The sequence below is a fragment of the Ruania alkalisoli genome (genome assembly GCF_014960965.1).
GTDB lineage: Bacteria > Actinomycetota > Actinomycetes > Actinomycetales > Beutenbergiaceae > Ruania > Ruania alkalisoli.
On record NZ_CP063169.1, the window covers coordinates 955,641 to 979,116 of the forward strand.

A 23,476-nucleotide genomic window follows, 5' to 3' on the forward strand; every position below is an offset into this window, starting at 1 on the left:
CGCACAGACGCTCCGGGACCGAACCTCGTCCGCTGACTGTTCTTGCAGCACGATGGCCCGGTGGGGAACGAACTGATATGACGAGCAAGGATGCGGCGGCTGACGCCGACGCAGTCGCGGAAGGACCTGCGGTGGACCCAGCCGGCGACGGTGCGGTCCGTACACCGCTCAGCAGGCTCAAGCGGGCCGTGGTGGTGGCGGCGGTCTTGTTCACCGCCTTCCACATCTTCGCCACGTTCCTGTGGATCGCGCCCGCTTCCGGACTCCGTCAGGTGATCCCGGGCGACCTCCTGCACCGGTACATGATCCCGATGCACGGGCAGAGCTGGAGCGTGTTTGCCCCCGAGCCCATCAATGGGGACTACCGTCTCCAGGTTCGCGCCACCCTCAACCGAGACGGTGAGGAGATCGAGACCGAATGGGTCGATGCAACGGCCGCCGAGCTCGACATGCTCACCCATAACCTCTTCCCGCCGCGCGCGGCGATCACGGCCAGTCAGGTGGCCAGCACCTTCCGTGGCGCTTACCTCGACCTCAACGACGAACAGGAAGAGATCGTCGCGCTCGGCTACTACAACGGCAACGACTGGCGTCCGCGGCTGGAATCTGCGCTGCGTTCACACGACAACGCCGGCGCCGTCGCCGAGTACATGCAAGCCGAGGAACTCGCCAATGCCTATGCTACCCAGGTGGCCTACGCCATGTGGGGCGAGGACGTCGTCCTAGTGCAGTTCGTCGTCAGCCGGCAGAACGTCGTCCCCTACGGGCAGCGCAACGAGCCCGACGCCGAACGCCCGGCTGTGCAGCCCTACGTCACCGGCTGGCGTGGCCTGATCGAGTATCCCGGTCAGTCGCGCGAACGATTCGCCGAGATCTTCCGCCCGGCCGTCGAGGAGTCCACCCGATGACCTCCCGCGCCCGCACCCTTGCTCGCACCAGTGCCCGTGCGACCGGCACACTCGTCGGCGATCTCTACGGTGCTGTTTCCTCGCTGGTACACCGCACTCTGACCTGGACCGAGAACTGGCTCGTCGGTGCCAAGCGTGCCCGATACGGACTCGCCGTCACCCGCATCCTCCTCGGACTGACCGCTTTGGGCCTGCTTGCCACGAACTGGCGCACCCGCTACTACGCCTTCGGAAGCGGCTCGGTCTGGAACGGCGAAGCAGCCCAGCCGCTGAGCGACTTCCCGCAGATCCCGCTGTTCAGCATCTTCCACCGGGTGGCGTTGAACGACTGGTCCTTCACGATCCTCTACGTCGCGCTCGCCTGGCTCGCGATCCTCGTGACCCTGGGTTGGCGCATGAAGATCGTGCTGCCGATCTTCTTCGTCGCCTGGACCTCGTTCATCGAGATGAACGACACCCTGGGCGATCAGGGCGACAACATGTTCCGCATCACCCTGCTGGCACTGCTGTTCGCCGACACCGCGGGCCGGTGGTCACTGGATGCGCGCCGCCGCGCTGATACCGACGCCCAGACCGGACCCTGGCTGCGCCGTGCCTGGAACGGTGAGCCGTGGGCGCCCGCATGGCTGACGAACCTGAGCCACAACCTCGTACTCGTCGCCGTCACCTGCCACGTGTGCTTCGTCTACGCCTCCGGTGCCCTCTTCAAGGCCGGGGGAGCGCCGTGGCAGCACGGGTACGCCATCTACAACCCGCTGCAGACAGTGCGTTTCGGGTCCTGGCCAGAGCTCAGTGACCTGCTGACCGCGTGGGCGCCCGTGGTCACGATCATCTCCTGGAGCTCGATCATCCTGCAGATGATCTTCCCGCTCGCACTGCTGTGGCGACCCTCCCGGGTGATTGCGCTCTTCGGCATCACCTCCTTCCACATCGGCATCGCCGTCCTCATGGGGCTGCCCTGGTTCTCCCTGGCAATGATCGCGATCGACGCGATCTTCATCCGGGACGTCACCTGGCGGAGGCTGGCCGACCGGATCACCGGGGCCTGGCGCAGCGCACGCGACCAGGACGGTGAGACCGACGAAAGTCCGCCAGAAGAACCCGAAGGCGCAGACTCCGACCCTCCGGATGAATCCGCACGGGAACGCGCCAGCGTGACGCACTGACCCCGCCCTCACCCACGACCAGGCAGACTGGAGGCATGGTGCGCACCAGCACGGACGCCGTCGTGATCGGATCCGGCCCGAACGGACTGACGGCCGCGGTCACCCTCGCCCGCGCAGGGCTCGAGGTGACCGTGCTGGAGGCGCAGCCGGTCGCCGGTGGGGGAGCCCGCACGCTGGCTTCACCCCTGGCCGACGGTCTGCGCCACGACATCTGCTCGGCTGTGCACGCCCTGGCCCTGGCCAGCCCGGCGTTCCGGGAGTTCGACTTCGCCGCACGAGGCGTCGAGTTGGTCAGCCCTGAGATCTCCTACGCACAGCCACTGGACGGTGGCCGTGCTGCGGTTGCCTATCACTCACTCGGACGGACCGTGGCTGAGCTGGGCGTCGACGGGACGGCCTGGCGGCGGTTCTTCGCCCCGCTGGTGGAGAACGCGGAACTGCTCACCGCTCTCGCACTCGGGAACCGGCGCGAACTGCCCGCCGGGGCGCTGAGTATCCGCGGGATCGCAGCGATGGCGGCGACCGCAGTGCGACTGGTGGAGCAAGGAAGCCCCGCATGGAATCTACGTTTTCGTGAGGATCTCGCCCCAGCGCTGCTGACAGGAGTCGCCGCGCACGCGATCTCCACTCTCCCGAGTCCGGCGGCCGCCGGTACCTCGATCATGCTCGCCACCTTGGCGCACACCGTCGGCTGGCCGATCCCCGTGGGCGGCTCCGGTGCCCTGACGGCGGCCCTGGTGTCGGACCTGGAGGCCCACGGTGGTCGTGTGGTCACCGAGCACGAAGTCACAGCCTGGCACGAACTCCCTCGTGCTCGCGCCTACCTCGCCGACACCTCGCCGGCCGGTCTGGTCCGCATCTGGGGCGACCGGATGCGCCCGTCGGTGCGTCATGCGCTGGAACGCTTCCGCTATGGCAATGCAGCCGCGAAGGTGGACTTCGTGCTCTCCGGGTCAGTGCCGTGGGCTGATGAGCGCGTGGGTCGCGCAGGCACCGTGCACGTCGGCGGGCGGCGGGAGGAGATGGCCCGTGCCGAGGCCGACGTTGCTGCCGGCCGGGTCCCGGAGCGCCCGATGATCCTGTTCTCCGACCCCACCGGTTCCGATCCGGCACGAGAGGTCGGGGGGCTGCGCCCGGGCTGGGCGTACGCGCATGTGCCGGCTGGCAGTGGTGTGGACGTCACGGAGGCTGTGACGGCGCAGATCGAACGCTTCGCGCCGGGCTTCAGGGACGTCGTCGTGAGTGCGCGCTGCACCCCGGCATCCCGGATGAGCGAGCACAACGCCAACTACGTGGGCGGAGACATCGCCGCCGGGGCGCTCTCGACATGGCAGATGGCGGCACGGCCCCGGCCCGCGCTGGACCCGTATGCGACGTCAATCCCGGGCGTCTACCTCTGCTCGCAGTCGGCGCCACCCGGACCAGGGGTGCACGGGATGGCCGGCTGGCACGCCGCCCGGCGCGCACTCTCGCAGCGGTTCTCCCTCCCGGTGCCCTCGCTCGCCCCCTGATTCAGTCCGCATCTTGCACTCTCGACCCGAGAGTGCCAATAATGGCATTAGCACTCTCGCACTGAGAGTGACAACTGTGGTCAGCGAGACGAGGCGCCGACCCGGTGCGTGACGTGAACGCATCGGATCGACGTCGTCCGTCGCGGGCGTCCCGCCGGCCGAAACCGAAAGCCAGTTCCGGAGGATCGAACCGCCAATGGCTAAGCAGATTGCCTTCAACGAGGAGGCCCGTCGCGGGATGGAGCGTGGGCTGAACGCCCTCGCCGACACCGTCAAGGTCACCCTCGGCCCGCGGGGACGCAATGTCGTCCTCGAGAAGAAGTGGGGCGCTCCCACGATCACCAACGATGGTGTGTCCATCGCCAAGGAGATCGAGCTCGAGGAGCCCTACGAGAAGATCGGTGCAGAGCTCGTCAAGGAGGTCGCCAAGAAGACTGACGACGTCGCGGGCGACGGCACCACCACCGCTACCGTGCTCGCCCAGGCGCTCGTGCGCGAGGGCCTGCGCAACGTCGTCGCCGGCGCCAACCCGATCGCCCTGAAGCGGGGCATCGAGAAGGCTGTCGACGCCGTCACCGAGCAGCTGCTCTCCTCGGCCACCGAGGTGGACACCAAGGCTCAGATCGCCGCCACCGCCGGCATCTCCGCCGGTGACCCGCAGATCGGTGAGCTGATCGCCGAGGCCCTCGACAAGGTGGGCAAGGAAGGCGTCATCACGGTCGAGGAGTCCCAGGCGCTGGGCCTCGAGCTCGAGCTGACCGAGGGTATGCGCTTCGACAAGGGCTACCTCTCGGCCTACTTCGTCACCGACCAGGACCGCCAGGAGGCGGTGCTCGAGGACGCCTACGTCCTGCTCGTCGAGGGCAAGATCTCCAACGTCAAGGAGGTCCTGCCGCTGCTGGAGAAGGTCATTCAGTCCGGCAAGCCGCTGCTGATCATCTCCGAGGACGTCGAGGGCGAAGCCCTGGCCACCCTCGTGCTCAACAAGATCCGTGGCACCTTCAAGTCCGTTGCCGTCAAGGCGCCGGGCTTCGGCGACCGCCGCAAGGCCATGCTCAACGACATCGCCATCTTGACCGGTGGTGAGGTCGTCTCCGAGACCGTGGGCCTCAAGCTCGACAACGTCGGCCTCGAGGTGCTCGGTACCGCGCGCAAGGTCGTCGTGACCAAGGACGAGACCACGATCGTCGAGGGTGCCGGTGACGCCGACGCCATCGCCGGACGCGTGGCTCAGATCCGCGCCGAGATCGAGAACTCCGACTCCGACTACGACCGCGAGAAGCTCCAGGAGCGCCTGGCCAAGCTCGCTGGTGGTGTCGCGGTCATCAAGGCCGGCGCCGCCACGGAGGTTGAGCTCAAGGAACGCAAGCACCGCATCGAGGACGCGGTGCGCAACGCCAAGGCTGCCGTGGAGGAGGGCATCGTCGCCGGTGGTGGCGTCGCGCTCATCCAGGCTGCTGCGCTCGCCTTCGCCAAGCTCGAGCTGGACGGCGACGAGGCCACCGGTGCCTCGATCGTGCAGATCGCGGTGGACGCTCCGCTCAAGCAGATCGCGGTCAACGCTGGTCTCGAGGGCGGCGTCGTCGTGGAGAAGGTGCGCGGACTGCCCACCGGCCACGGCCTCAACGCCGCGACCGGCGAGTACGAGGACCTGCTCGCCGCCGGTATCAACGACCCGGTGAAGGTCACCCGTTCCGCTCTGCAGAACGCGGCCTCCATCGCCGGGCTGTTCCTCACCACCGAGGCCGTCGTGGCCGACAAGCCGGAGAAGGCTCCGGCCGCACCGGCTGGTGGCGACGACATGGGTGGCATGGGCGGTATGGGCTTCTGACGACACACGTCGTGGAGGTTGGGAGCGAGGAACGAGCTTCCGGCCGAAACTGAGTGTGAGGAAGAAGCCCGGGCGGGCAAGGCTTCTAAGAAGCCAGCACCGCCTAAGCTGCTGAGCTCAGCACCCTGTCGAAAGCCCCCGGTTCCCTTGCGGAGCCGGGGGCTTTCGCATTGCCGGCACCGTTCTCCGCCGGCCGCCAGCAACTCCGAATAGCTCAGAGCCCGCGCAGCTCCGCCTTGAGGTTGGCGCGTGCCTGCGCCTGCCATCGTGCTGCGCCGACCCTCGTGCGGAAGAGCGGTTCCTGAGCGAGCAGGTGCTTCACGACGGCGGAGCGACCCGTCCGCCAGTCCGCGTCCGTGACGTGGGCGTACTCCGCCCGCACCTGCCGCTGATAGCGGGCGTAGCCGGCCTCGTCCCGGCCCAGGACCGCCAGGTCAGCATCGCAGAGCAGCGCACCGTGCGTATCGCCGGGCCCGGGGGAGTGGTCCCGCGTGAGCAGCACCAGGCGAACCGCCTCGTCGATCTCCGTGCGGTCCAGACCGGCCCCCGCCAGCGTGGACTGTGCCAGCTCGGCGGACGCCTGCTCGTCCACACCGGCGACGCCGCGGTAGACGGCGTCGTGGAACCAGGCAGCGAGCAGCACCGGCCGCGGCGCCTTCCTGGGAACGCAGAGGAGGTCCAGCGCCTCCAGCACATCCAGCAGGTGCGCACTCGTCTGATAACTGCGATGTGTCTCCTCCCACCGGTCGAGCAGGTCGTTCCCCAGGGTCGCGGCCGTGCCCGGCGCGGCTTCGGGCACCATCTGCTCCCAGCGGCTCAGCAGCGCAGCCCGGCGGTAGTGCGGGCGCTGCCGTGCCGGGATCCGCAGCCCGCTTGCCCGTAGCCGCCTGATCAGCTCCCCGGCCGGAACGCTCACTGCGCCGCGCGTCACCAGATCGTCGTGCATCCGCGCGGGCACGTCGTAGTGGTCGGCATCGAAGGCCCGGGTGCTGACCCCCGCCGCTGCGGCGAACGCGTGCAGCTCGGCGAGCGAGGCGTCTGAGACCAGGTGTGAGAACCAGGTGCCGTGTGCCGGCCACAGCGGCGGGTCGATGAGGATGGCCACCTCCTCAGCGTAGATCCGGGGCGAGCCGACCCGCTCAGCGGGCGAAGAGCCTCGTGTTCGTGGTCTCGGCCGCCTCGTACTCTCGGGCACCGGTGTCCAGCGCCAGCGAGATCTGCTCCAACGATGCTTCCACTTGCTGCTGCGTGGCACGCCACTCGGTGATGAGCGCCGTGAACGAGGCCGAGGCGCTCCCGTGCCACGAGCTCTGCAGCGAGGTGAGGTGCCGCATCATGTTCGTCACTTCGGTACGGATCGCCGCCGCCGACACCCGGGCGCTCGCACCTGCCCGCGCCACCTCCGCGCTGTCCACCTGGAACTGTGCCATCTCGTCCTCCTCGTTCTCCAGGCGGCCCTGTGCGCGCCCGGTACTCGGAGGCTAGGCAACAGGGGCGCAGCGGCGAGGTGCGTCGTCGTGAGGGTTGTGGACGCACCTGCATCGGCACGCATGTATCGGCACGCAGGTCAGGGCGAACGCATCCGCCGGGCCACCTGCGTCACTGGCGGGAAGCGCGCCGCCCGTACTTGATGGCCGGCATCTTCGGGGGCCGGCTCAGTGACGGTACTGTCCCCGAATCCGAGCGGTCGTCCACCTGCTCGCTCTGATCGGTGCGGGTTGCCGTCCGTTCCGCGTCGGGCGTCTCCTCGGGCTCAGACCTCTGTTCGGGCTCGGATTCCTGTGTGGTCTCCGCACGAACGGGCACCGGGCGGTCGTGGTCCTCGAGATCCGTCCGCTCCTCCTCGGCCAGTGTGGCCTCGGCATCGGCACTACCGGCGGCCGGGATCTCGGCGAGTGCAGCGGTCAGCCGGTCGTGCTCGGCAGTGAGGTTCTCGCGCGCGGCGTCCTCCCACGACTGCGCCAGCGGGCTGGCGAACAGATTGTTCCGGCCGAGCAGCTTGGTCACGATCGCCAGCCGGGCCTCCAGGTAGTCCCGGTCCGGGATGTGCCGGTACTCCTCGCGCACCTCGCGGCGATACGCCTGGTAGCGCTGCGGTTCGGACGCCAGCCCGCCGAGGTCGGCATCACAGAGCGCCTGGGCGTCGATATCGCCCTTCGGTGCGGCATGCCGGGAAATGGCGATGATCAACTCTGAAACCCTGTCGACCACGTCACTGGGCACGCCCAGCTCTGTCAGCTCCGCGCGGGCCAGGTCGGCCGAGGCGATCTCGTCCACACCGCCGCGGTGGGCGTAGGCCTGGCGGGCGGCCGCGTCGAAGGCAGCACCGTGGAACCAGGCCGCGATCCGAACCACATCCGGGTTGTGAGTCTCGGGAGCGAGTTCATCCACCCGGGCCAGCACCCCGATGAGCCGCTTCAGATTGTGGTGGATCCGGCTGGGATCTGACCAACGCTCGATCAACCGCTCACCGCAGGACTCGATCGCCTCGCGGTCGGCCGTCGCGCCGACGGCCTCCAGGCTCCGGCGCCATGCCGCGAGTACCCATCCCGGTGCGTCAACGACGCCCATCGCGCTCACGTTCCTCATTCGGAGAACAGGTTCACGTCATCGTAGACCCGCGCCGCCGCTTCTCGGACCCAGGAGAGGCGGCCAGGCGCCAACTGTTACCGCCATGTCATCTGCGCCAGCGGGGTGCCGGCCCACCCGCGACTACGCTGGGACCATGTCAGCAGCTGTTCCGGCCGCCGTGATCACGGTCTCGGACCGATGCGCCCGCGGGGAGCGGGCGGACCGGTCAGGGCCTGCGGCTGCTGCGATGCTCGCCGAGGCAGGCTACGACGTGGCACCTGTGGTGCTGATCCCGGACGGACAGGACACGGTCGAGAGCGCCATCCGATCGGCACTGGCCCGGGGAACCCGCGTGGTGCTGACCACGGGCGGCACCGGGGTCTCACCGCGAGACCTGACGCCGGAGGGCACCGCCCGCGTGCTGGACCGGCTGCTTCCCGGGGTCGCCGAGCAGATTCGCAGGCAGGACGCCGACGACGTCCCCACCGCGGTCCTCAGCCGTGGGCTCGCAGGGGTGGCTGGGCATGCCCTGGTCGTGAACGCGCCCGGTTCCGTCGGGGGCGTCACCTCGGCCGTACGCGTGCTCTTGCCGCTGATCCGTCACCTTCTTGATCAGCTGGACGGGGGCGATCACGCGTGAGTTCGACGTTGAATGACGCGCCGGTGGTCCGCGCGGCGATCTGCGCGCAACCGTTGGGCGTGGGCGCCCACCAGGATGCCGTGACCGGGCCTGCGGACGGTGCGATGGCCTGCTTCGTCGGGACAGTGCGGGACCACAGCCCGGATGCGGCCGGACGCGTCGTGCTGCTGGAGTACATAGCGCATCCAGACGCGCAGGAGACGCTGGAGCGGATCGCCGCCGACGTGGCGGACCGATACGGCCAGGTGCGGGTCGCCGTCAGCCACCGCACCGGTGAGCTGGGCGTGGGGGATGTAGCGATCGTGGCGTGCGTGGCGTCGGCCCACCGGGCGGACGCGTTCGACGCCTGCCGCGACCTGGTGGAGACCGTCAAGGCCGAACTGCCGATCTGGAAGAAGCAGGTGCTGGCGGACGGATCGCACACGTGGGTGGGGGCGCCGTGAGCACGAGTAGCCCCGTGAACGTCTCCGCCCACCTCGCCCGGCCCCTGGTCGACTCCTTCGGACGCGTGCACCGGGATCTGCGCATCTCCCTGACGGACAAGTGCAATCTGCGCTGCGCCTACTGCATGCCGCCCGAGGGTGTGCCGTGGCTGAGCAAGAACAACATCCTCACCACCGATGAACTTGTGCGAGTGGCCCAGGTGGCCGCAGCGTTGGGCATCGTGGAGGTCCGGCTGACCGGCGGGGAACCGCTGCTGCGCCAGGATGCGGTGGACGTGGTGCGCCGGATGGCAGCGATCGAGGGATCCACCGGGAAGCTCGAGGTCTCGATGACCACGAACGGGATGGCGCTGCCACGGGTGGCCGCCGATCTCGCCGATGCTGGTCTGGCGCGCGTCAACATCAGCCTCGACACCTTGAGCAAGGAACGCTTCCACGAACTCACCCACCGCGACCGGCTCGACGATGTGCTCGCCGGGATCGATGCGGCCCTCGCGGCCGGGCTGAACCCGGTGAAGATCAACGCTGTGGCGATGCGGGACGTGAACGATGACGAGTTGGTGGACCTCGTACGTTTCGCCGCCCGCTCCGGGTGCGAGATGCGGTTCATCGAGCAGATGCCCCTGGATGCCGGGCACATCTGGTCCAGGGTAGCGATGGTGCGCGGGGAGGAGATCCTGGCGCAGCTGGAGCAGGCGTTCGAGCTCACTCCGCTTCCCGGGCGTGGGGCGGCGCCTGCGGAACGGTTCCTCGTCGACGGCGGCCCCACCACCGTCGGCGTGATCCGGTCGGTGACGAAACCGTTCTGTGGGGCGTGTGACCGGGTCCGGATCACTGCCGACGGTCAGTTGCGCAACTGCCTGTTCGCGCGGGAAGAGTCGGACCTGCTGACGGTGCTGCGCTCCGGCGGGAGTGACGATGATGTGGCCGCGCTCATGCACCGGTGCATCGCCGGCAAGTTGCCGGGCCACGGGATCGACGATCCGGGCTTCCTGCAGCCGGACCGGCCGATGAGTGCGATCGGTGGCTGAGGCTCCCGCACCGCAGGCGCCGCCGGAGTTGGGCGTTCTGCCGCAGCTCCATGACGCACTGGCCGCCCATGGCACCGTGGCGCTCGGCGGATCCGGTCTGCTGCGCGCGCTCGGCCTCGACGTGACGGTCAACGACTGGGACCTCCTCACCGACGTCGCCCCGGACCTGGTGCGCGGTGTGGCCGAGGGGCTGGGCCTTTCCGTCCAGGAGGTGGCCGGCGACAGCACCAGGTTCGCCACCCGCACGCTGTTCGAGCTGACCGACCCAGGAACGGGTCGGGAGATCGACATCATGGTCGACTTCGCGATCCGCGACCAGGGCCAGGTTGTGCCGATCCCGGTGCGCCCGTTCCGCCGATGGCGCGGGCTCTGGCTCTCCGATCCGCGCGACTGGGAACTCGCGTACCGGCTGATGGGGCGCTGGGAGAAGGCTGCGATGGTGCGCGCGTGGCTCGCCGAGGCGGACGGTGCCTGAACGCCCGGTGACGGAGCGACCCGGTCGGTGAGACGGCCCCGCACAACCCGAGCCGCTCTGGCAGGTTAGGGGCATGGACTCTGCCGCTCTGCTCGATCTGCTCAAGGAGACGGCCGCAACCGTCATCACCCCGCGGTTCCGCGCCCTCGCCAGCGAGGAGGTGATCGAGAAGAGCCCCGGTGATCTCGTCACCGTCGCCGATCGTGAGTCGGAGGTGGTTCTCACCCGGGCACTGCAGGCGGCCTACCCGGACGCCCTGATCCTGGGCGAGGAGGCCACGGCTGCCGATCCGAGCCTGCTGGAGGCGTTTGCCGCCGCCGAGCACAGCTTCACGATCGACCCGGTGGACGGGACGAAGAACTTCGTGAACGGCTCCCCCGATCATGCGGTGATGCTCTCCGAGTTGCGCGGTTCGGAGGTGGTGCGGGCGCTGATCTGGCAGCCCGAGCACCAGGTAGCGTGGGTCGCCGAGAAGGGTGCCGGCACCTACCGCAACGGCGAGCGGGTGGCACCGATCGCCCGGGAGAGCGGGCCCGCGGGATTGCGGGGTGCGACGTCGTCGGTGCTCGGCGGGTCGGCGGCACCGGCCGGACTGCCCGCCATGCGGGAGTCCTGGTGGTGCGCCGGGGTGGACTATCCGAACCTCGTGACCGGCACGGTTGACTATCTCGCCTTCCGCAAGGACTGGCCGTGGGATCACGCGCCCGGTTCCTTGCTGGTCAGCGAGGTCGGTGGGTATGTCGGACGTCTCGACGGGGCAGCCTACGACCCGCGGGTGCTCACCGGGTGGATGGTCGCCGCGGCGACGCCCGAGATCTTCGAGGCCGTGCGGGGCCCGATCGCGGCTGCCCTGGCCTGAGGCTCAGCCGCCCGCGAACGGTGGCAGTACGTCGACCACGTCGGTCTCCTCCAGCGTGGTCGCATCTTCGGCCACCACCCCGTCGACGAGCAACGAGCACCGGGTGAGCACTCGCTCCAGCTGTTCACCGTGCCGCTCGACCATCAGCGCCCGCAGCTCCCCGATGGTGTTCGCGGCCAGGGACTCCCCGTGCCGGCCTGCGGCCTCCGCGGCGGCGGCGAAGTAGCGCACCTCGGTCATCGGTCCACCTCCTGCTGCTCGCTCGTCCAGGCATGGGCCAGTTCGCTGACCCGCTCCGCGACGACCCGCGCGTCACCGCCGGAGGCCACGGCGATCCCGGCGATGAACGCCGTCACCGGTGCGGCCGGACGATCCACCTGGTGCGCGACGTCGCGGGTCATGTCCAGTAGCGGTCGCAGATCGACCAGGCCCGGATGGACGTCCAGCTCGGCGCAGACGTGCTGCACCCAGGCCTCGATCGGGGGAAGGGCCTCGATCGGGGGAAGGTCAGTGCTCATCGCGTGCCTCGATTCTCCGCTGCCGAAGGGCTGGTGCCGAGTCTGCCAGACCCGGGGCCGATCGCGCCGCCCGCAGATCCTCCTCGGTGTCCACGTCCCGCCCGGCCGTACTCGTGACCGCGCGCAGACGCAGGGGTGTGAGGAGCCGCCGCAGCGAGGCGCCCTCCACCCGGCCCAACCGGTCGAGTTCGCTCTGCAACGACGCCCGGCGATAGAGGCCGGCGAGCCACTGCCAGCGCCCCTCCGGGTCCTGCAAGCACACCCCGTCCATGCTGGCCCCCGCCTCCGCCGCCACGGACAGCAGGTCGGCCACTGCCTCCTCAGCCTTGGGTAGATCGGCAGCCAGCAGCAGCACCCACGGTGCCGGTCCCGCCGGCCCGGGCGGCCCGGGCGATGCGGGTGGCGGCACGTCCGCCAGGGCGCGAAGACCGGCGTGCAGCGCGGCCACCGGACCCCCGAACGCCGGCTCCTCCCGGGAGCGGAGCACCCCGTCCGGCAGCGCGTGATGCTCGGGCCCGACCACCACGGTGCGCCGCGACCCAGCGCTCGCGCGCAGAGCCCGGTGCAGCAAGCTCTGCCCGCCCACCACCAGCGATGGTTTGTCCGCCCCGCCCAGGCGGGAGGCCCGCCCACCGGCCAGCACGACGGCGTCCCTCACCACCGCGGCCGGCGCACCAGCCCGAGGGGTGGGGTTGCCGTCGGACATCGGGCTACTCCGCCCGGTGCCAGTCGCCGGACTTCCCACCAGTCTTCGCGACCAGCCGGACCTCCTCGATCGAGGTGCCCTTGTCCAGACCCTTGACCATATCGAGCACGTTCAGCGCCGCCACACTCACCGCCGTCAGAGCCTCCATCTCCACCCCGGTGCGGTCCGCCGTGCGGGCCGTCGCCCGCAACGCCACTCCCTCGTCGGTGACCTCGGCGTCCAGCACGACGCCGTGCACACCGATCACGTGCGCCAGCGGGAGCAGCTCCGGAGTGCGTTTCGCGGCCGCGATGCCGGCGACCCGCGCCACCGCGAGCACATCACCCTTGGGTACCGACCCCTCGCGCAGGGCCGCGACCACGTGCGGCGCGCAGCGCACCAGTCCCTCGGCTGTCGCTGACCGGACAGTCGGCTGCTTCTCGGTCACGTCCACCATGCGCGCATGGCCGGCGTCGTCGAGGTGGGCGAAGCGGGGGGCCTCGGTCATCGGTCCGTTCCTTCCAACAGCTCGATCATGTCTCCGGCGTGTACCTCGGTCACATCAGCCGGCACACGCGCCAGCGCATCGGCCGAGGCGAGGGTGCCCACCAGGTGTGATCCCGACCCGCGGGCGCTCGCAGGCTGGACTTTCACGACCTCGACCGGATCGGTACCGGTGGCCGCGGTGACCACCCGCACGGGCATGAACTGTTCCCGCCCGGCAGGTGAGGTCCATCCCCGCCACGCACGGGCCGCCGTCACCGGGATCTCCTCGGGAACCACGCGGCCAGCGAGCCGGTGCAGCGCGGGGGCCACGAACACCTCGAAGGAGACGTACACGCTCACCGGGTTGCCCGGCAGGGTGAACATGAGCGTGTCGTCGCGCAGGCGACCGGATCCCTGCGGCTTGCCGGGTTGCATCGCCACCGGGCCGAACCACATCCGGGGCTCGGGAGCCAGCACGGCCTTGACCACGTCGTACGCGCCGACGCTGACGCCGCCGGAGCAGATGATGGCATCCACCTGGCCACTGGTCTCGGCGATCAGGCGGGCGAAGGCGACCTCGTCGTCGGGGACGGCACCGATGCGCACCGGTTCGGCGCCCGCTTGGCGCACCAGCTCGGCGAGCAAGTACGAATTGGAGTCCGGGATCTGCCCGTGCTCGGGCCGGGTGCCGGGGGTGATGAGCTCGCTGCCGGTGGAGATGACGGCCACCCGGGGGCGCGGGTGGACCCGAAGCCGGCCGTGACCGGCGGCGGCCGCGGCGGCGACCTGTCGCGCGCCCAGGGTGGTGCCGGCGGTCAGCACCACCTCACCGGCGCTCAGATCGTCGCCGGTGTGGCGCACGTGCCGGCCCACCTCGGGGGCGAGCGTCAGGCGCACATGCTGGGTTCCGCCGTCGGAGTACTCCACTGGCACGATCGCATCAGCGCCCTCGGGGAGCGGGGCGCCGGTCATGATGCGCGCGACAGCACCCGGGACGAGCGGGGCGATCCGGGTGGCGCCGGCGGGGATGTCGGCGCAGACCTCCAGGGTGCGCGGGCGCTGCTCGCTGGTGCCGGCCAGCTCCGCCGCGCGGACGGCGTACCCGTCCATCGCGGAGTTGTCGAACAGGGGGATCGGCGTGGTGGAGGTGACGTCCTCGGCGAGGACGAGGCCGCCGGTCCCGGCGAGGTCCAGGGTGCGCGGTGGCAGCGGCTGGACGTCGGCCAGGATGAGGTGGCGATGCTGGGCCGCCGTCCGGGTCATCGGCTCTCCCAGGCGGCGATGCCGCCCTCAAGCACGGTCACCGTGTACCCGTGGGAGGCGAGGTTGGTGGCGGCCTGCTCGGCGCGCGGTCCGTAGGCGCAGTACGCGATCACCTCCGGGGGGTCCCCGATCTCGCCCCGGCCGGCCTCGGTGAGGGCGCGAGCCAGGGGAACGAGACGGGAACCGGGGATGGAGCTTCGCATGTACTCTTCAGGCTCACGCACATCGAGGAGGATGAAGTCGTCGCGGCGGTGGCGCCGTTCAGTGAGACGGCGGTCGAGTTCGGCGGGGGTGAGGCGGGCGATCGGGGGTGGGGTTGGGCGGGGCTCAGCGGTGCCAGGGGGCTCAGCGGTGCCCGGGGCGGGCCGTGCGGCGGCGGTAGCGGTGGGGCTCGGGGCATCGGCGCTCGAGCGCAGCGGCAGTTCGGTCCACCGGGCGTTGAGCGCATCCAGCACCAGCACCCGGCCCAGCAGCGGCTCCCCGATCCCCGCGATCAGCTTGATCGTCTCGTGCGCCATCACCGCACCCACCTGACCGCACAGGGCACCCAGTACGCCGGCCTCAGCGCATGAGGGGATCTCACCCTCGCCGGGTTCGTGTGGGAAGAGGGTGCGCAGCCGCACGGGGTCCCGGCCCTGCGGCGGAGACGCCCAGAACACCGAGACCTGCGCATCGAAGCGCAGGACCGACCCCCACACCAGCGGCAGACCGAGCCGTGCGCAGGCGTCGTCGACCACGTACCGGGTGGCGAACGTGTCGGTGCCGTCGAGCACCACGTCCGCGCCGCGCAGGAGGGCATCGGCGTTGTAGGCGGTGAGCTGCTCGTTTCGGCGGTCGACGGTCAAGTCCGGCGCCAGCTCCCACAGAGTGGCGGCGGCCGAGTCCACCTTGGGCCGGCCCAGGTCGGAGACGCCATGGGCGATCTGCCGGTGCAGATTGGACCGTTCGACCACGTCGTGGTCGATGATCCGCAGCGTGCCGACCCCCGCAGCGGCCAGGTACATCAGCGCCGGGGAGCCGAGGCCCCCGGCGCCGACGACGGCCACTGTGGCACCGCGGAGCCGGCGCTGCCCGATCTCCCCCAGCTGGGGCAGCAGGATGTGGCGGGAGAGACGGTCCGTCTCGGCGCGGCTGAGCGCCGGACCCGGTTCGACGAGCGGCGGTAGCGGCATGGTCCTACGGTAGCCCGGCCGGTTCCGCCCGATGTGCGAACACAGACGACGGCCCACAGCCATGCTGTGCCAGATATGGCACAGGTTCGCTGAGGGCCGTCGATTGCGTCAGTGAGCGTGTGACGGGGCGTCGTGGGTGCAGATGCCCTGGATTCACCGCGGCGGCATCCGCAGGGCACCGTCCAGGCGGATCACCTCACCGTTGAGCAGCGGGTTGGCCACGATGTGTGCCACGAGGTCGGCGTACTCCTCGGGCCGGCCGAGGCGTGCGGGGTGCGGTACCAGCGCCTCGAGCGAGGCCCGCACCTCCTCACCCAGCCCAGCCATCATCGGCGTCTCGAACACTCCGGGGGCGATCGTCATCACCCGGATCGCCAGGCTGGCCAGATCCCGCGCGGCCGGCAGCGTCAGGCTTGCCACCCCGCCCTTGGAGGAGGAGTACGCCGCCTGACCGATCTGCCCGTCGAAGGCGGCCACGGAGGCGGTCATCACGATCACCCCGCGGTCGCCGTCCAGTGGATCGTTGCTGGCCATCGCTCCCGCGGCGGCCTCCAGCACTGCGAAGGTGCCGATCAGGTTGATCTCCACCACCCGCCGGTAGTCGGCGAGAGGGAGTATCCCCTGTTTGCCGAGGATCCGGCCCGGGGTGGCCACGCCGGCGCAGCAGACAGCGGCCCGTAACTCTCCCAGGCGCGTCGCCTGCTCGACGGCGGCCCTGACCTGCCCCTCGTCCGTCACGTCCGCGGGCGCGAAGCTTGCGGCTGGGCCCAGCTCCTCGGCCAGAGCAGCCCCGCGGGAGGTGGGCAGGTCCAACAAGACGACGCGGGCGCCGTCGGCGATGAACCGGCGGGCCGTGGCCTCGCCGAGGCCGGATGCGCCACCGGAGATGAGGGCAACGGAATCCTTGGTGATCTTCATGACCCGACGGTACGCCAGGCCAATCCCGTGCTGTTGACGAAGTCGTGAACCACGTTGCTCCGCGCCGAACGCCCCGCCAGTCCTGCAGCGCCTGGGAGACCATTCCTGCACAGTACGAAGGCTCCAGCCGCCGGTCCTGACGCCATCCACAGGTACTTCCTGCACATCCAGGCACGCGGTTCACCCAGGACCTCAGGCTGCTTGTGCCTCGTGTGCGGTGATGACGTACCCGTCCGGGTCGCGGAAGGCGAAGTGCAGGCCGAACGGGCTTGGTGCCACCGGGCGCACGATCTCCACACCGTCGGCAACGAGACGGTCGTGCAGACCTTGCGGATCGTCGACGCCCAGCCACAGCGCAGCGCCGAGCCCTGCCGGTCCCGCGTCGAGATCCGTGCCGGGTAGGGGTGTGCGCACGGCGAACGGGATCGGGGTGGTCTCGAAGACCACCGCTCCGGGCCGCTGCGTGCCTCGCGGCAGTCCGATATGAGTCTCGTAGAAGTCGGCCGATCGGGCGAGGTCGCGCACCTGCAGGCCGATGAAGTCGAAGCCGGTCATGTCTCACTCCTTGTGTGTCAATGTATTGACATCACCGTATGTCAGAATATTGACATGAGTCAAGGATCGTTGGAGGGCGTCACCGGCTACCTGCTCAAACGAGTACACGCCGCGCTGCGCGCCGAGATGGAAGCAGTGCTACGCCCGCTCGGTCTGACCGTGGCGCAGTACGCCTGCCTCGAGGTTCTCGACCGCGCGGACTCCGCCACGAGTGCCCACCTGGCGCGGGGAGCATTCATCTCCCGCCAGGCGATGACGGTGCTGCTGGCAGGAATGGAATCTCATGGTTGGGTGGAGGTCGTGCCGGGCAAGGGCCGGGCGCGGCCATATCGCATCACGACGGCGGGTCGTGCGGCGCTCGATCCTGCCCGGACCGTGGTGAACGACGTGGACGCGCGCATGGTCGGTGGTCTGGACCCTGCGCAGCGTCGCGACCTGCACGCACTCCTCGGGGAGTGCCTGCACGGTTTGACGGGATGAGAGAGTCGACTGTCTCAGGTTCGTGAGATATCGCCGCCGCGTGGCGCACCTGCGGCGATTAGCATGGCTCCCATGCCGCATTATCGGATCAGCGAAGCTGCCACTCTCTTGGGCGTCAGCGCCGACACCGTCCGCCGCCGCATCGACGCCGGTGACCTTCCCGCCGCCACGGATGACGCCGGCCGCGCCGTGGTGCCGGGGGAGGAACTCGCGCGGTGGGCTCAGCAGCGAGCCGCTGTGCCCGTTGGGCCAGGGCAGAGCGGCGGCTCCAGCGCCCGGAACCGGCTGGAGGGCCTCGTCACGGCGATCACCACCGACACTGTGATGGCGCAGGTGGAACTCCAGTGCGGGCCGTTCCGGATCGTCTCTCTGATGTCCTCGGAGGCCGTGCGTGATCTCGGCCTCGAGGTCGGCTCCCGCGCTGCCGCCGTGGTCAAGGCGACCACGGTGATCGTCGAGGCGCCGAGATGACATCACGACGGCGCAGGCTCGCCGCCGTCGGCGTGCCCGCCCTGGCCGCTGGTCTCCTTGGGCTGGCCGGGTGCGGCACCGCCGCGGCGCCCGAACCAGCGGAATCTCTCACCGTCTACGCCGCCGCCTCCCTGGTCGGGCCCGTGAGCGACCTGCTCGCCGAGTACGCCACCGACCACTCCGAGGTGAGCGTCGAACCCGCTGTCTTCGACGGGTCTTCCACCCTCGTCACCCAGATCACCGAGAGTGCCGCACCCGACGTCATCGTCACCGCGAACGAGACCACCATGGCCGACCTGACCGCAGCCGGGCTTGTCGACCAGCCTCATGTCGTCGCCACCAACACCCTCGTCATCGCCGTCCCCGAAGGGAACCCTGCCGGCATCGCCTCCCTGACCGATCTCGCAGATGTCGACACCGTTCTGTGCGCACCCCAGGTGCCCTGCGGCGACGCCGGCGCCACGCTGCTGCAGCTGAACCAGGTTGAGTTGGATCCCCTCAGTCTCGAGCAGAACGTCACCGCAGCCGCCGAGCGCGTGACCTCCGGTGCAGCCGAGGCCGCCCTCGTCTACGCCACTGACGTCGCCGCCCGCGAGGACCAGCTTGACGCGATCGTCCCGGCGCGTGCCGAGGAGGTGGTCAACCGCTACCCGGCCGCCACGCTGACCACCGCGAGCCCCGCCGGTGCCGAGTTCGTGGAACTGCTCGGCTCCGCACGCGGCACCGCGGTGCTCGCCGACTACGGGTTCGGACCCCCGTGAGCGCTCCCGTGAACGCCGTGCGCCCGGCACGTGAGGCGGGTGGTCGTATCCCGCCGCTGCTACTGGCCCCCGCCGTCCTCGCGGTCGCGCTGCTCACCCTCCCGCTGCTGGCACTCCTGCCCCGGGTCGACTGGGCGGGTGCGCCGCAGGCGCTCACGTCACCGGAAGCACTCGCCGCGGTGAGCCTGTCCCTGCGGACCGGACTGGTCGCCGTCGGGTGCTGCCTGATTCTCGGGGTGCCGCTCGCGCTGGTCCTCGCCCGCGCTCCAAGCCCCGTGGCCGCCGCGCTGCGGGTGCTGGTGACACTTCCTCTGGTGCTGCCGCCGCTCGTCGGCGGCCTCGCCCTGCTGTACCTGTTCGGCAGGCAAGGCTGGCTCGGGCAGGCAACAGGCGCCGTCGGGATCTCCGTGCCGTTCACCACGGCGGCGGTGGTGCTCGCGCAGACGTTCGTGGCGCTGCCGTTCCTGGTGATCTCCCTCGAGGGGGCCCTGCGCACGGCAGGCGGGCGTGCCGCCACGGTGGCCGCCACTCTCGGGGCCAGCCGGTGGACGGTGCTGCGCCGGATCACGCTCCCGCGGGCCATGCCGGGGCTGATCGCGGGTACGGTGCTCGCGTTCGCGCGGGCGGTCGGGGAGTTTGGTGCCACCGCGATGGTGGCTGGGAACGCGCCTGGGCGCACGCAGACCATCCCGATGGCCATCTACACCGCGTTCAACGGTGCCGGGGTGAGTCGGGACTCCGCACTGGCGCTCGCCGTGCTGCTGGTGATCGTGGCCCTGGTGATCCTCATCGGACTGCGTGACTGGCGCCGTCGGGAGGCCTGGTGAGCGAACTTCGCGCCGAGGTGAGCCTGGAGCGGCCCGGCTTCCGGCTCCACGTCGAGTTGATGGTCCCGGCCGGGAAGGTGCTGGCGGTGGTCGGGCCGAATGCGGCCGGGAAGTCGACCCTGCTGCAGGTGCTGGCGGGGCTGGTGCGACCGACATCCGGATCGGTGCGGCTGGGAGAGCGGGTGCTGACCGGGGACGGTCTCCACGTGCCGCCCGAGCGGCGTGGGGTCGGGCTGCTCGGCCAGGACCCGTTGCTGTTCGACCATCTGAGCCTGCGTGAGAATGTCGCGTTCGGTCCGCGGGCGGCGGGGGTGCGCCGGGGGCCGGCCCGGGAGGCGGCTGGCCGGTGGCTGGAACGGGTGGGGCTAGCCGGCCTGGCGGACCGGCGGCCGGGCACGATCTCCGGCGGGCAGGGGCAGCGGGTGGCGCTCGCCCGGGCGCTGGCCGCGCAGCCGCAGGTGCTGCTGCTGGACGAACCGCTGGCCGCCCTGGATGCCGAGGCCGCACCGGAGATCCGCCAGCTGCTCGGGGATCAGCTGCGTGAGACCGGGACGACAGCGGTCGTGGTCTCCCACGACATCCTTGACGCCGCGTTGCTCGCCGACGAGATCATGGTGCTACGAGACGGAGAGGTGGTCGAGTACGGCCCGGTGGCGCAGGTGCTGGCGGCCCCGGCCACTGCGTTCACTGCGGCGTTGATGGGTGTGACACTCGTGCCTGGGCTCGCCCGGGGCGGGATCGTGCACACGGCGTGGGGGCCGGTGCCGGCGGAGATTCCCGACGGCGTCCGGTGCGCCGTGCGTGTACCGCCGGCCGCCGTTGTGGTCGCCGGTGAGGGTGATGGCGTGCCTGCCAGAGTGCGGTGGCTGGAACCCGCCGCGGGCGGGATACGGGCGCGCCTGATCCATGCCGACGGTGCGGAACTGCTCGCCGACGTCGACCCGGCGCAGGTGGCGCCGGGTCTGGAAGCGGGGGCGGCCGTGGGGGTGCGGTTGGATCCGGGGCGGGTGAGCGTCGGGGCCGGGTAGATGCCGGTCTGTCCACAACCCGGGCGGACCGGTCCGCCCGGGTTGTGGGTGGCGCGCGGTCTCATGCTGTCATGACCGAAGGGACTGACTACCATGACTGCTATGACCACGCAGGCGCCCGGGTTGCCGCACGGACGGCCACTCACGCGCGCCGACCTGGATGCGCTCGATCCCGATGATGGGCACCGCTACGAGCTCATCGACGGGGTCCTCATCGTGAGCCCGGCGCCGCGCCACATTCATCAGCGGGCCCTGGGCAACCTCCACCTCGTGCTGCGCGCGGCTGCCACGGACGCGGTCGAGGTCCTCTTTGCGCCCTTCGACGTGGCACTCGCTGACGACACGGTGATGCAGCCGGACCTGCTGGTCGCCGAGCGGGAGGCCTTCACGGCGCGGGACCTCCCGACGGCACCGCTGCTGGCGATCGAGGTGCTCTCGCCCTCGACCCGGGGTATCGACCTGCTGCTGAAGAAGGACCGGCTCGAACGCGCTGGCTGTGCGAACTACTGGGTGGTCGACCCGGACGAGCCGTCGGTGACGGCATGGGCCCTGGCCGAGGGTGCGTTCCGCCAGGTCGCCCGCGCCATCGGTGAGGAAGGGTTCGAGGTCGCCGACCCATTCCCGATCCGGTTCACGCCGGCGTCGCTGATCGTCTGAGCCGCACGGTGATCGTCGCCCCGCCACCGGGTGTGGGCTGGTGTGCGACGGTTCCGCCGTGCGCGGCCACGATGGTTGCCACGATCGCCAGGCCCAGTCCGGAGCCGCCGGAGGAGCGGGTGCGGGAGGTGTCGGGCCGGTAGAAGCGTTCGAAGATGCGGTTGGCGTCTCGAGTGGGCACGCCCGGGCCGTGATCGACGACCGCCAGCATCGCATCGCCGTCGATCGTGCCCGTGTGCAACTCGACGGGCGTGCCGGCAGGGGTGTGCTGGACCACGTTGCCGATGAGGTTGGTCACCACCTGCCGTAGCCGGTCGGCGTCGCCGGTCACCCGCACCGGCCCGGAGGCGAGCAGTTCCACCGGGCGGGAGGGATCCAGAGCCTTCAGGTCCCCGACGGCGTCCCGTGCGATCGCCGTCAGGTCCACCTCGTCGCGACGCAGGTCCCGGCCCTCGTCGAGGCGTGCGAGGGCGAGCAGGTCGTTCACCAGGGATCCCATCCGGATCGCCTCGCTCTCGATCCGACCCATCGTGGTGGCCAGCTCCGCCGGCGGCACAGCGCCCATCCGGTACAGCTCCCCGTAGCCGCGGATGGAGGCCAGCGGTGTGCGTAGCTCGTGCGAGGCATCGGAGACGAAGCGTCGCATCCGCGCCTCGGAAGCCGCTTGTGCGGCGAAGGAGGTTTCCAGGTTCGCCACCATCGCGTTGAAGGACATCCCCAGTCGGCCCACCTCGGTGGTGTCCGGGGCGACCGGGGCGCGCCGGCTGAGATCTCCGGAGGCCACGGCGGCGGCAGTGTCCTCGATGTCTCGCAACCCGCGCAGGGAACGCTGCACGGCGACGTACCCGGCGGCGGCTGCAAGGGTCACCACGCCCAGGCCCACGAGCAGGGTGAACAACTGCATCCGGGCGAGGGTCGCCGTCACATCGTCCATCGGGAGGGCGACGGCTACGGTGACGGGCGTGTCCTGGCCGACGAACCCCCGCAGCAGCACCATCCGCCACGTCGAGGTGCCCTCGACCGAGCCTATGGTCTGGGTCTTGCCTGCCAGGGTGTCGAGCTGATCGTAGGTAACCGACGGGAAGTCCGGCACTGCGTCGGTCCCGGTGGTGGCGGGGATGTCCATGAACGTGGAGCCGTCGGCGGCCAGCACGCGCACGTAGTACGTCGTGACCGGTTGCTCCCGCTCGTCTTGCGGGTCGAACGGGCCACGGTTCTCCAGCAGCTGCACGGCGTTGTCGAGATTGTCATCGACCTGGGCGATCAGGGACTGTTTGAGCAACGTCATCGTCACCACGCCGGTGGCCACGAGTGCCGCCACGAGCAGGGTCACCATGATCAGCACGAGGCGCACCCGCAGCGGCATACGCGTCAGGACGGTCTCGCGCTGCTGGGCAGGCTCGTGTGTCGGCTCCTGGGCCGGCTCCGGCGCCGGCTCGTCCTGGGCCTCACTGCTCACGGAGCACGTACCCCACGCCGCGCTTGGTGTGGATCAGCGGTCCGGACGGTGAAGACTCGGCGAACGGGGCGTCCACCTTGCGGCGCAGATAGGAGATGTAGGACTCCACGATGGCCCCGTCGCCACCCCAGTTGTAGGCCCAGACGTGGTCAAGGATCTGCGCCTTCGACAGCACCCGACCGGCATTGAGCATCAAGTACCGCAGCAGGGTGAACTCGGTGGGGGAGAGGTCGATCTCCTCACCGGCCCTGCGCACCTCGTGCGCATCCTCGTCCATCACCAGGTCACCGACCCGCAGCATCGACTCCTCCTCGGCTGCCGCAGCCGTCTGCGCGCGGCGCAGCACCGCGCGGATCCGGGCGATCACCTCGTCCAGGCTGAAGGGCTTGGTCACGTAGTCATCCCCGCCGACGGTCAGCCCGGCCACCTTGTCGCCAGTGTCGTCCTTGGCGGTGAGGAACAGCACCGGAACGTGGGTACCGTTCTCGCGCAGCCGCCGGGTGACGGCGAAACCGTCGAGATCGGGCAGCATCACGTCCAGCACGATGAGGTCAGGGTCGCACTCGCGCGCCAGGCGCAGTGCTTCCTGCCCATCGGCGGCGACGCTCACCTCGAAGCCGGCGAACCGGAGGGAGGCCGAGAGCAGTTCGCGGATGTTCGGCTCGTCGTCGACCACCAGCAGCCGCGCCTCGGCGGAGGTGTCCTGTGCTGTGCTCATGGCTCCAGTCTGCGCGCGATGCCTGGATGTTTCCTGGGAAGCT

28 protein-coding genes are annotated in these 23,476 nt (G+C 70.2%); 15 read left to right on the plus strand and 13 right to left on the minus strand.

The features are described 5' to 3' along the window. Positions 1–77 precede the first annotated feature (77 nt). The 4 genes from IM660_RS03985 (at position 78) to groL (ending at position 5,416) form a co-directional block, all read left to right on the plus strand. Positions 78–908, plus strand: a complete 831-nt coding sequence (locus IM660_RS03985; protein ID WP_246465127.1) for a DUF5819 family protein — start codon at positions 78–80, stop codon at positions 906–908. Then, on the plus strand, positions 905–2,074 hold the full coding sequence (locus IM660_RS03990; RefSeq protein WP_193498124.1) for an HTTM domain-containing protein: 1,170 nt from the start codon (positions 905–907) through the stop codon (positions 2,072–2,074). Before IM660_RS03985 ends, IM660_RS03990 begins: the two co-directional genes overlap by 4 nt. A gap of 35 nt (positions 2,075–2,109) precedes the next feature. Beyond that, complete coding sequence (locus IM660_RS03995) at positions 2,110–3,585, plus strand: phytoene desaturase family protein (protein WP_193498125.1); 1,476 nt, start codon at positions 2,110–2,112, stop codon at positions 3,583–3,585. A 196-nt stretch (positions 3,586–3,781) separates the two neighbouring features. After that, positions 3,782–5,416, plus strand: coding sequence for a chaperonin GroEL (groL, locus tag IM660_RS04000; protein ID WP_193498126.1), 1,635 nt, complete (start codon positions 3,782–3,784; stop codon positions 5,414–5,416). Between the two features lie 214 nt (positions 5,417–5,630). Here the strand turns inward: groL and IM660_RS04005 are convergent, their stop codons facing one another. The 3 genes from IM660_RS04005 to IM660_RS04015 all read right to left on the minus strand — a co-directional run bounded on the left by IM660_RS04005 (position 5,631) and on the right by IM660_RS04015 (position 7,987). Next, on the minus strand, positions 5,631–6,521 hold the full coding sequence (locus tag IM660_RS04005; RefSeq protein ID WP_193498127.1) for a DUF4031 domain-containing protein: 891 nt from the start codon (positions 6,519–6,521) through the stop codon (positions 5,631–5,633). Between the two features lie 34 nt (positions 6,522–6,555). Continuing rightward, positions 6,556–6,846: a WXG100 family type VII secretion target gene (locus IM660_RS04010; RefSeq protein ID WP_193498128.1), complete on the minus strand. Its 291-nt coding sequence runs from the start codon at positions 6,844–6,846 to the stop codon at positions 6,556–6,558. A gap of 169 nt (positions 6,847–7,015) precedes the next feature. After that, the gene (locus tag IM660_RS04015) at positions 7,016–7,987 is read right to left on the minus strand and encodes an HD domain-containing protein (protein ID WP_193498129.1); all 972 of its coding nucleotides are present in this window, start codon (positions 7,985–7,987) and stop codon (positions 7,016–7,018) included. A gap of 154 nt (positions 7,988–8,141) precedes the next feature. Here IM660_RS04015 and IM660_RS04020 point away from each other — a divergent pair, with 154 nt between their 5' ends. From IM660_RS04020 to IM660_RS04040, 5 genes are all read left to right on the plus strand, one after another. Further along, positions 8,142–8,627, plus strand: a complete 486-nt coding sequence (locus IM660_RS04020) for a MogA/MoaB family molybdenum cofactor biosynthesis protein (RefSeq protein ID WP_193498130.1) — start codon at positions 8,142–8,144, stop codon at positions 8,625–8,627. Further along, positions 8,624–9,070: a molybdenum cofactor biosynthesis protein MoaE gene (locus tag IM660_RS04025; RefSeq protein WP_246465128.1), complete on the plus strand. Its 447-nt coding sequence runs from the start codon at positions 8,624–8,626 to the stop codon at positions 9,068–9,070. Before IM660_RS04020 ends, IM660_RS04025 begins: the two co-directional genes overlap by 4 nt. Continuing rightward, on the plus strand, positions 9,067–10,101 hold the full coding sequence (gene moaA, locus IM660_RS04030; protein WP_246465130.1) for a GTP 3',8-cyclase MoaA: 1,035 nt from the start codon (positions 9,067–9,069) through the stop codon (positions 10,099–10,101). The genes IM660_RS04025 and moaA overlap by 4 nt, the downstream gene beginning before the upstream one ends. After that, the gene (locus IM660_RS04035; RefSeq protein ID WP_193498131.1) at positions 10,094–10,576 is read left to right on the plus strand and encodes a hypothetical protein; all 483 of its coding nucleotides are present in this window, start codon (positions 10,094–10,096) and stop codon (positions 10,574–10,576) included. The genes moaA and IM660_RS04035 overlap by 8 nt, the downstream gene beginning before the upstream one ends. A 73-nt stretch (positions 10,577–10,649) precedes the next feature. Beyond that, entirely contained in the window at positions 10,650–11,435 is a 786-nt protein-coding gene (locus IM660_RS04040; protein ID WP_193498132.1) for an inositol monophosphatase family protein, read from the plus strand. Between the two features lie 3 nt (positions 11,436–11,438). Here the strand turns inward: IM660_RS04040 and IM660_RS04045 are convergent, their stop codons facing one another. From IM660_RS04045 to IM660_RS04080, 8 genes are all read right to left on the minus strand, one after another. After that, positions 11,439–11,675 carry a MoaD/ThiS family protein gene (locus IM660_RS04045; protein WP_193498133.1) on the minus strand — a complete coding sequence of 79 codons (237 nt, stop codon included), beginning with the start codon at positions 11,673–11,675 and terminating at the stop codon, positions 11,439–11,441. Further along, entirely contained in the window at positions 11,672–11,953 is a 282-nt protein-coding gene (locus IM660_RS04050; protein WP_193498134.1) for a DUF6457 domain-containing protein, read from the minus strand. Before IM660_RS04050 ends, IM660_RS04045 begins: the two co-directional genes overlap by 4 nt. Next, a complete protein-coding gene (gene mobA / locus IM660_RS04055) occupies positions 11,943–12,659 on the minus strand; it encodes a molybdenum cofactor guanylyltransferase (protein WP_246465131.1) in 717 nt (238 codons plus the stop codon). Before mobA ends, IM660_RS04050 begins: the two co-directional genes overlap by 11 nt. A 4-nt stretch (positions 12,660–12,663) precedes the next feature. Continuing rightward, positions 12,664–13,146: a cyclic pyranopterin monophosphate synthase MoaC gene (gene moaC / locus IM660_RS04060; RefSeq protein WP_193498135.1), complete on the minus strand. Its 483-nt coding sequence runs from the start codon at positions 13,144–13,146 to the stop codon at positions 12,664–12,666. Further along, positions 13,143–14,387: a molybdopterin molybdotransferase MoeA gene (locus IM660_RS04065; RefSeq protein WP_193498136.1), complete on the minus strand. Its 1,245-nt coding sequence runs from the start codon at positions 14,385–14,387 to the stop codon at positions 13,143–13,145. The genes moaC and IM660_RS04065 overlap by 4 nt, the downstream gene beginning before the upstream one ends. Next, the gene (locus tag IM660_RS04070; protein WP_193498137.1) at positions 14,384–15,559 is read right to left on the minus strand and encodes a ThiF family adenylyltransferase; all 1,176 of its coding nucleotides are present in this window, start codon (positions 15,557–15,559) and stop codon (positions 14,384–14,386) included. Before IM660_RS04070 ends, IM660_RS04065 begins: the two co-directional genes overlap by 4 nt. 153 nt (positions 15,560–15,712) lie before the next feature. After that, the gene (locus IM660_RS04075; protein WP_193498138.1) at positions 15,713–16,477 is read right to left on the minus strand and encodes an SDR family NAD(P)-dependent oxidoreductase; all 765 of its coding nucleotides are present in this window, start codon (positions 16,475–16,477) and stop codon (positions 15,713–15,715) included. Between the two features lie 192 nt (positions 16,478–16,669). Then, the gene (locus IM660_RS04080) at positions 16,670–17,032 is read right to left on the minus strand and encodes a VOC family protein (RefSeq protein ID WP_193498139.1); all 363 of its coding nucleotides are present in this window, start codon (positions 17,030–17,032) and stop codon (positions 16,670–16,672) included. A gap of 54 nt (positions 17,033–17,086) precedes the next feature. Between IM660_RS04080 and IM660_RS04085 the strand changes: the two genes are divergently transcribed. From IM660_RS04085 to IM660_RS04110, 6 genes are all read left to right on the plus strand, one after another. Further along, the gene (locus IM660_RS04085; RefSeq protein ID WP_193498140.1) at positions 17,087–17,512 is read left to right on the plus strand and encodes a MarR family winged helix-turn-helix transcriptional regulator; all 426 of its coding nucleotides are present in this window, start codon (positions 17,087–17,089) and stop codon (positions 17,510–17,512) included. Between the two features lie 72 nt (positions 17,513–17,584). After that, a complete protein-coding gene (locus tag IM660_RS04090; RefSeq protein WP_193498141.1) occupies positions 17,585–17,983 on the plus strand; it encodes a TOBE domain-containing protein in 399 nt (132 codons plus the stop codon). Further along, entirely contained in the window at positions 17,980–18,744 is a 765-nt protein-coding gene (gene modA, locus IM660_RS04095) for a molybdate ABC transporter substrate-binding protein (RefSeq protein WP_193498142.1), read from the plus strand. Before IM660_RS04090 ends, modA begins: the two co-directional genes overlap by 4 nt. Next, positions 18,741–19,571 (plus strand): ABC transporter permease, encoded by an 831-nt coding sequence (locus tag IM660_RS04100; protein ID WP_425503856.1) that lies wholly within the window; start codon positions 18,741–18,743, stop codon positions 19,569–19,571. Before modA ends, IM660_RS04100 begins: the two co-directional genes overlap by 4 nt. After that, complete coding sequence (locus IM660_RS04105; protein WP_246465132.1) at positions 19,568–20,599, plus strand: sulfate/molybdate ABC transporter ATP-binding protein; 1,032 nt, start codon at positions 19,568–19,570, stop codon at positions 20,597–20,599. Before IM660_RS04100 ends, IM660_RS04105 begins: the two co-directional genes overlap by 4 nt. Before the next feature lie 102 nt (positions 20,600–20,701). Further along, the gene (locus IM660_RS04110) at positions 20,702–21,256 is read left to right on the plus strand and encodes a Uma2 family endonuclease (RefSeq protein WP_210769073.1); all 555 of its coding nucleotides are present in this window, start codon (positions 20,702–20,704) and stop codon (positions 21,254–21,256) included. Here the strand turns inward: IM660_RS04110 and IM660_RS04115 are convergent. Beyond that, complete coding sequence (locus IM660_RS04115; RefSeq protein ID WP_246465134.1) at positions 21,231–22,715, minus strand: sensor histidine kinase; 1,485 nt, start codon at positions 22,713–22,715, stop codon at positions 21,231–21,233. The two genes, IM660_RS04110 and IM660_RS04115, sit on opposite strands and share 26 nt — an antisense overlap. Then, a complete protein-coding gene (locus IM660_RS04120) occupies positions 22,705–23,433 on the minus strand; it encodes a response regulator transcription factor (RefSeq protein ID WP_193498144.1) in 729 nt (242 codons plus the stop codon). The genes IM660_RS04115 and IM660_RS04120 overlap by 11 nt, the downstream gene beginning before the upstream one ends. Between the last annotated feature and the right edge of the window lie 43 nt (positions 23,434–23,476).

Coding starts and splice junctions, on each gene's coding strand:
- IM660_RS03985 (WP_246465127.1), top strand. CDS start 78: ATGACGAGCAAGGATGCGGCGGCTGACGCCGACGCAGTCGCGGAAGGA.
- IM660_RS03990 (WP_193498124.1), top strand. CDS start 905: ATGACCTCCCGCGCCCGCACCCTTGCTCGCACCAGTGCCCGTGCGACC.
- IM660_RS03995 (WP_193498125.1), top strand. CDS start 2,110: ATGGTGCGCACCAGCACGGACGCCGTCGTGATCGGATCCGGCCCGAAC.
- groL (WP_193498126.1), top strand. CDS start 3,782: ATGGCTAAGCAGATTGCCTTCAACGAGGAGGCCCGTCGCGGGATGGAG.
- IM660_RS04010 (WP_193498128.1), bottom strand. CDS start 6,846: ATGGCACAGTTCCAGGTGGACAGCGCGGAGGTGGCGCGGGCAGGTGCG.
- IM660_RS04015 (WP_193498129.1), bottom strand. CDS start 7,987: ATGGGCGTCGTTGACGCACCGGGATGGGTACTCGCGGCATGGCGCCGG.
- IM660_RS04020 (WP_193498130.1), top strand. CDS start 8,142: ATGTCAGCAGCTGTTCCGGCCGCCGTGATCACGGTCTCGGACCGATGC.
- IM660_RS04040 (WP_193498132.1), top strand. CDS start 10,650: ATGGACTCTGCCGCTCTGCTCGATCTGCTCAAGGAGACGGCCGCAACC.
- IM660_RS04045 (WP_193498133.1), bottom strand. CDS start 11,675: ATGACCGAGGTGCGCTACTTCGCCGCCGCCGCGGAGGCCGCAGGCCGG.
- IM660_RS04050 (WP_193498134.1), bottom strand. CDS start 11,953: ATGAGCACTGACCTTCCCCCGATCGAGGCCCTTCCCCCGATCGAGGCC.
- mobA (WP_246465131.1), bottom strand. CDS start 12,659: ATGTCCGACGGCAACCCCACCCCTCGGGCTGGTGCGCCGGCCGCGGTG.
- moaC (WP_193498135.1), bottom strand. CDS start 13,146: ATGACCGAGGCCCCCCGCTTCGCCCACCTCGACGACGCCGGCCATGCG.
- IM660_RS04065 (WP_193498136.1), bottom strand. CDS start 14,387: ATGACCCGGACGGCGGCCCAGCATCGCCACCTCATCCTGGCCGACGTC.
- IM660_RS04070 (WP_193498137.1), bottom strand. CDS start 15,559: ATGCCGCTACCGCCGCTCGTCGAACCGGGTCCGGCGCTCAGCCGCGCC.
- IM660_RS04075 (WP_193498138.1), bottom strand. CDS start 16,477: ATGAAGATCACCAAGGATTCCGTTGCCCTCATCTCCGGTGGCGCATCC.
- IM660_RS04080 (WP_193498139.1), bottom strand. CDS start 17,032: ATGACCGGCTTCGACTTCATCGGCCTGCAGGTGCGCGACCTCGCCCGA.
- IM660_RS04085 (WP_193498140.1), top strand. CDS start 17,087: ATGAGTCAAGGATCGTTGGAGGGCGTCACCGGCTACCTGCTCAAACGA.
- IM660_RS04090 (WP_193498141.1), top strand. CDS start 17,585: ATGCCGCATTATCGGATCAGCGAAGCTGCCACTCTCTTGGGCGTCAGC.
- modA (WP_193498142.1), top strand. CDS start 17,980: ATGACATCACGACGGCGCAGGCTCGCCGCCGTCGGCGTGCCCGCCCTG.
- IM660_RS04110 (WP_210769073.1), top strand. CDS start 20,702: ATGACCACGCAGGCGCCCGGGTTGCCGCACGGACGGCCACTCACGCGC.
- IM660_RS04120 (WP_193498144.1), bottom strand. CDS start 23,433: ATGAGCACAGCACAGGACACCTCCGCCGAGGCGCGGCTGCTGGTGGTC.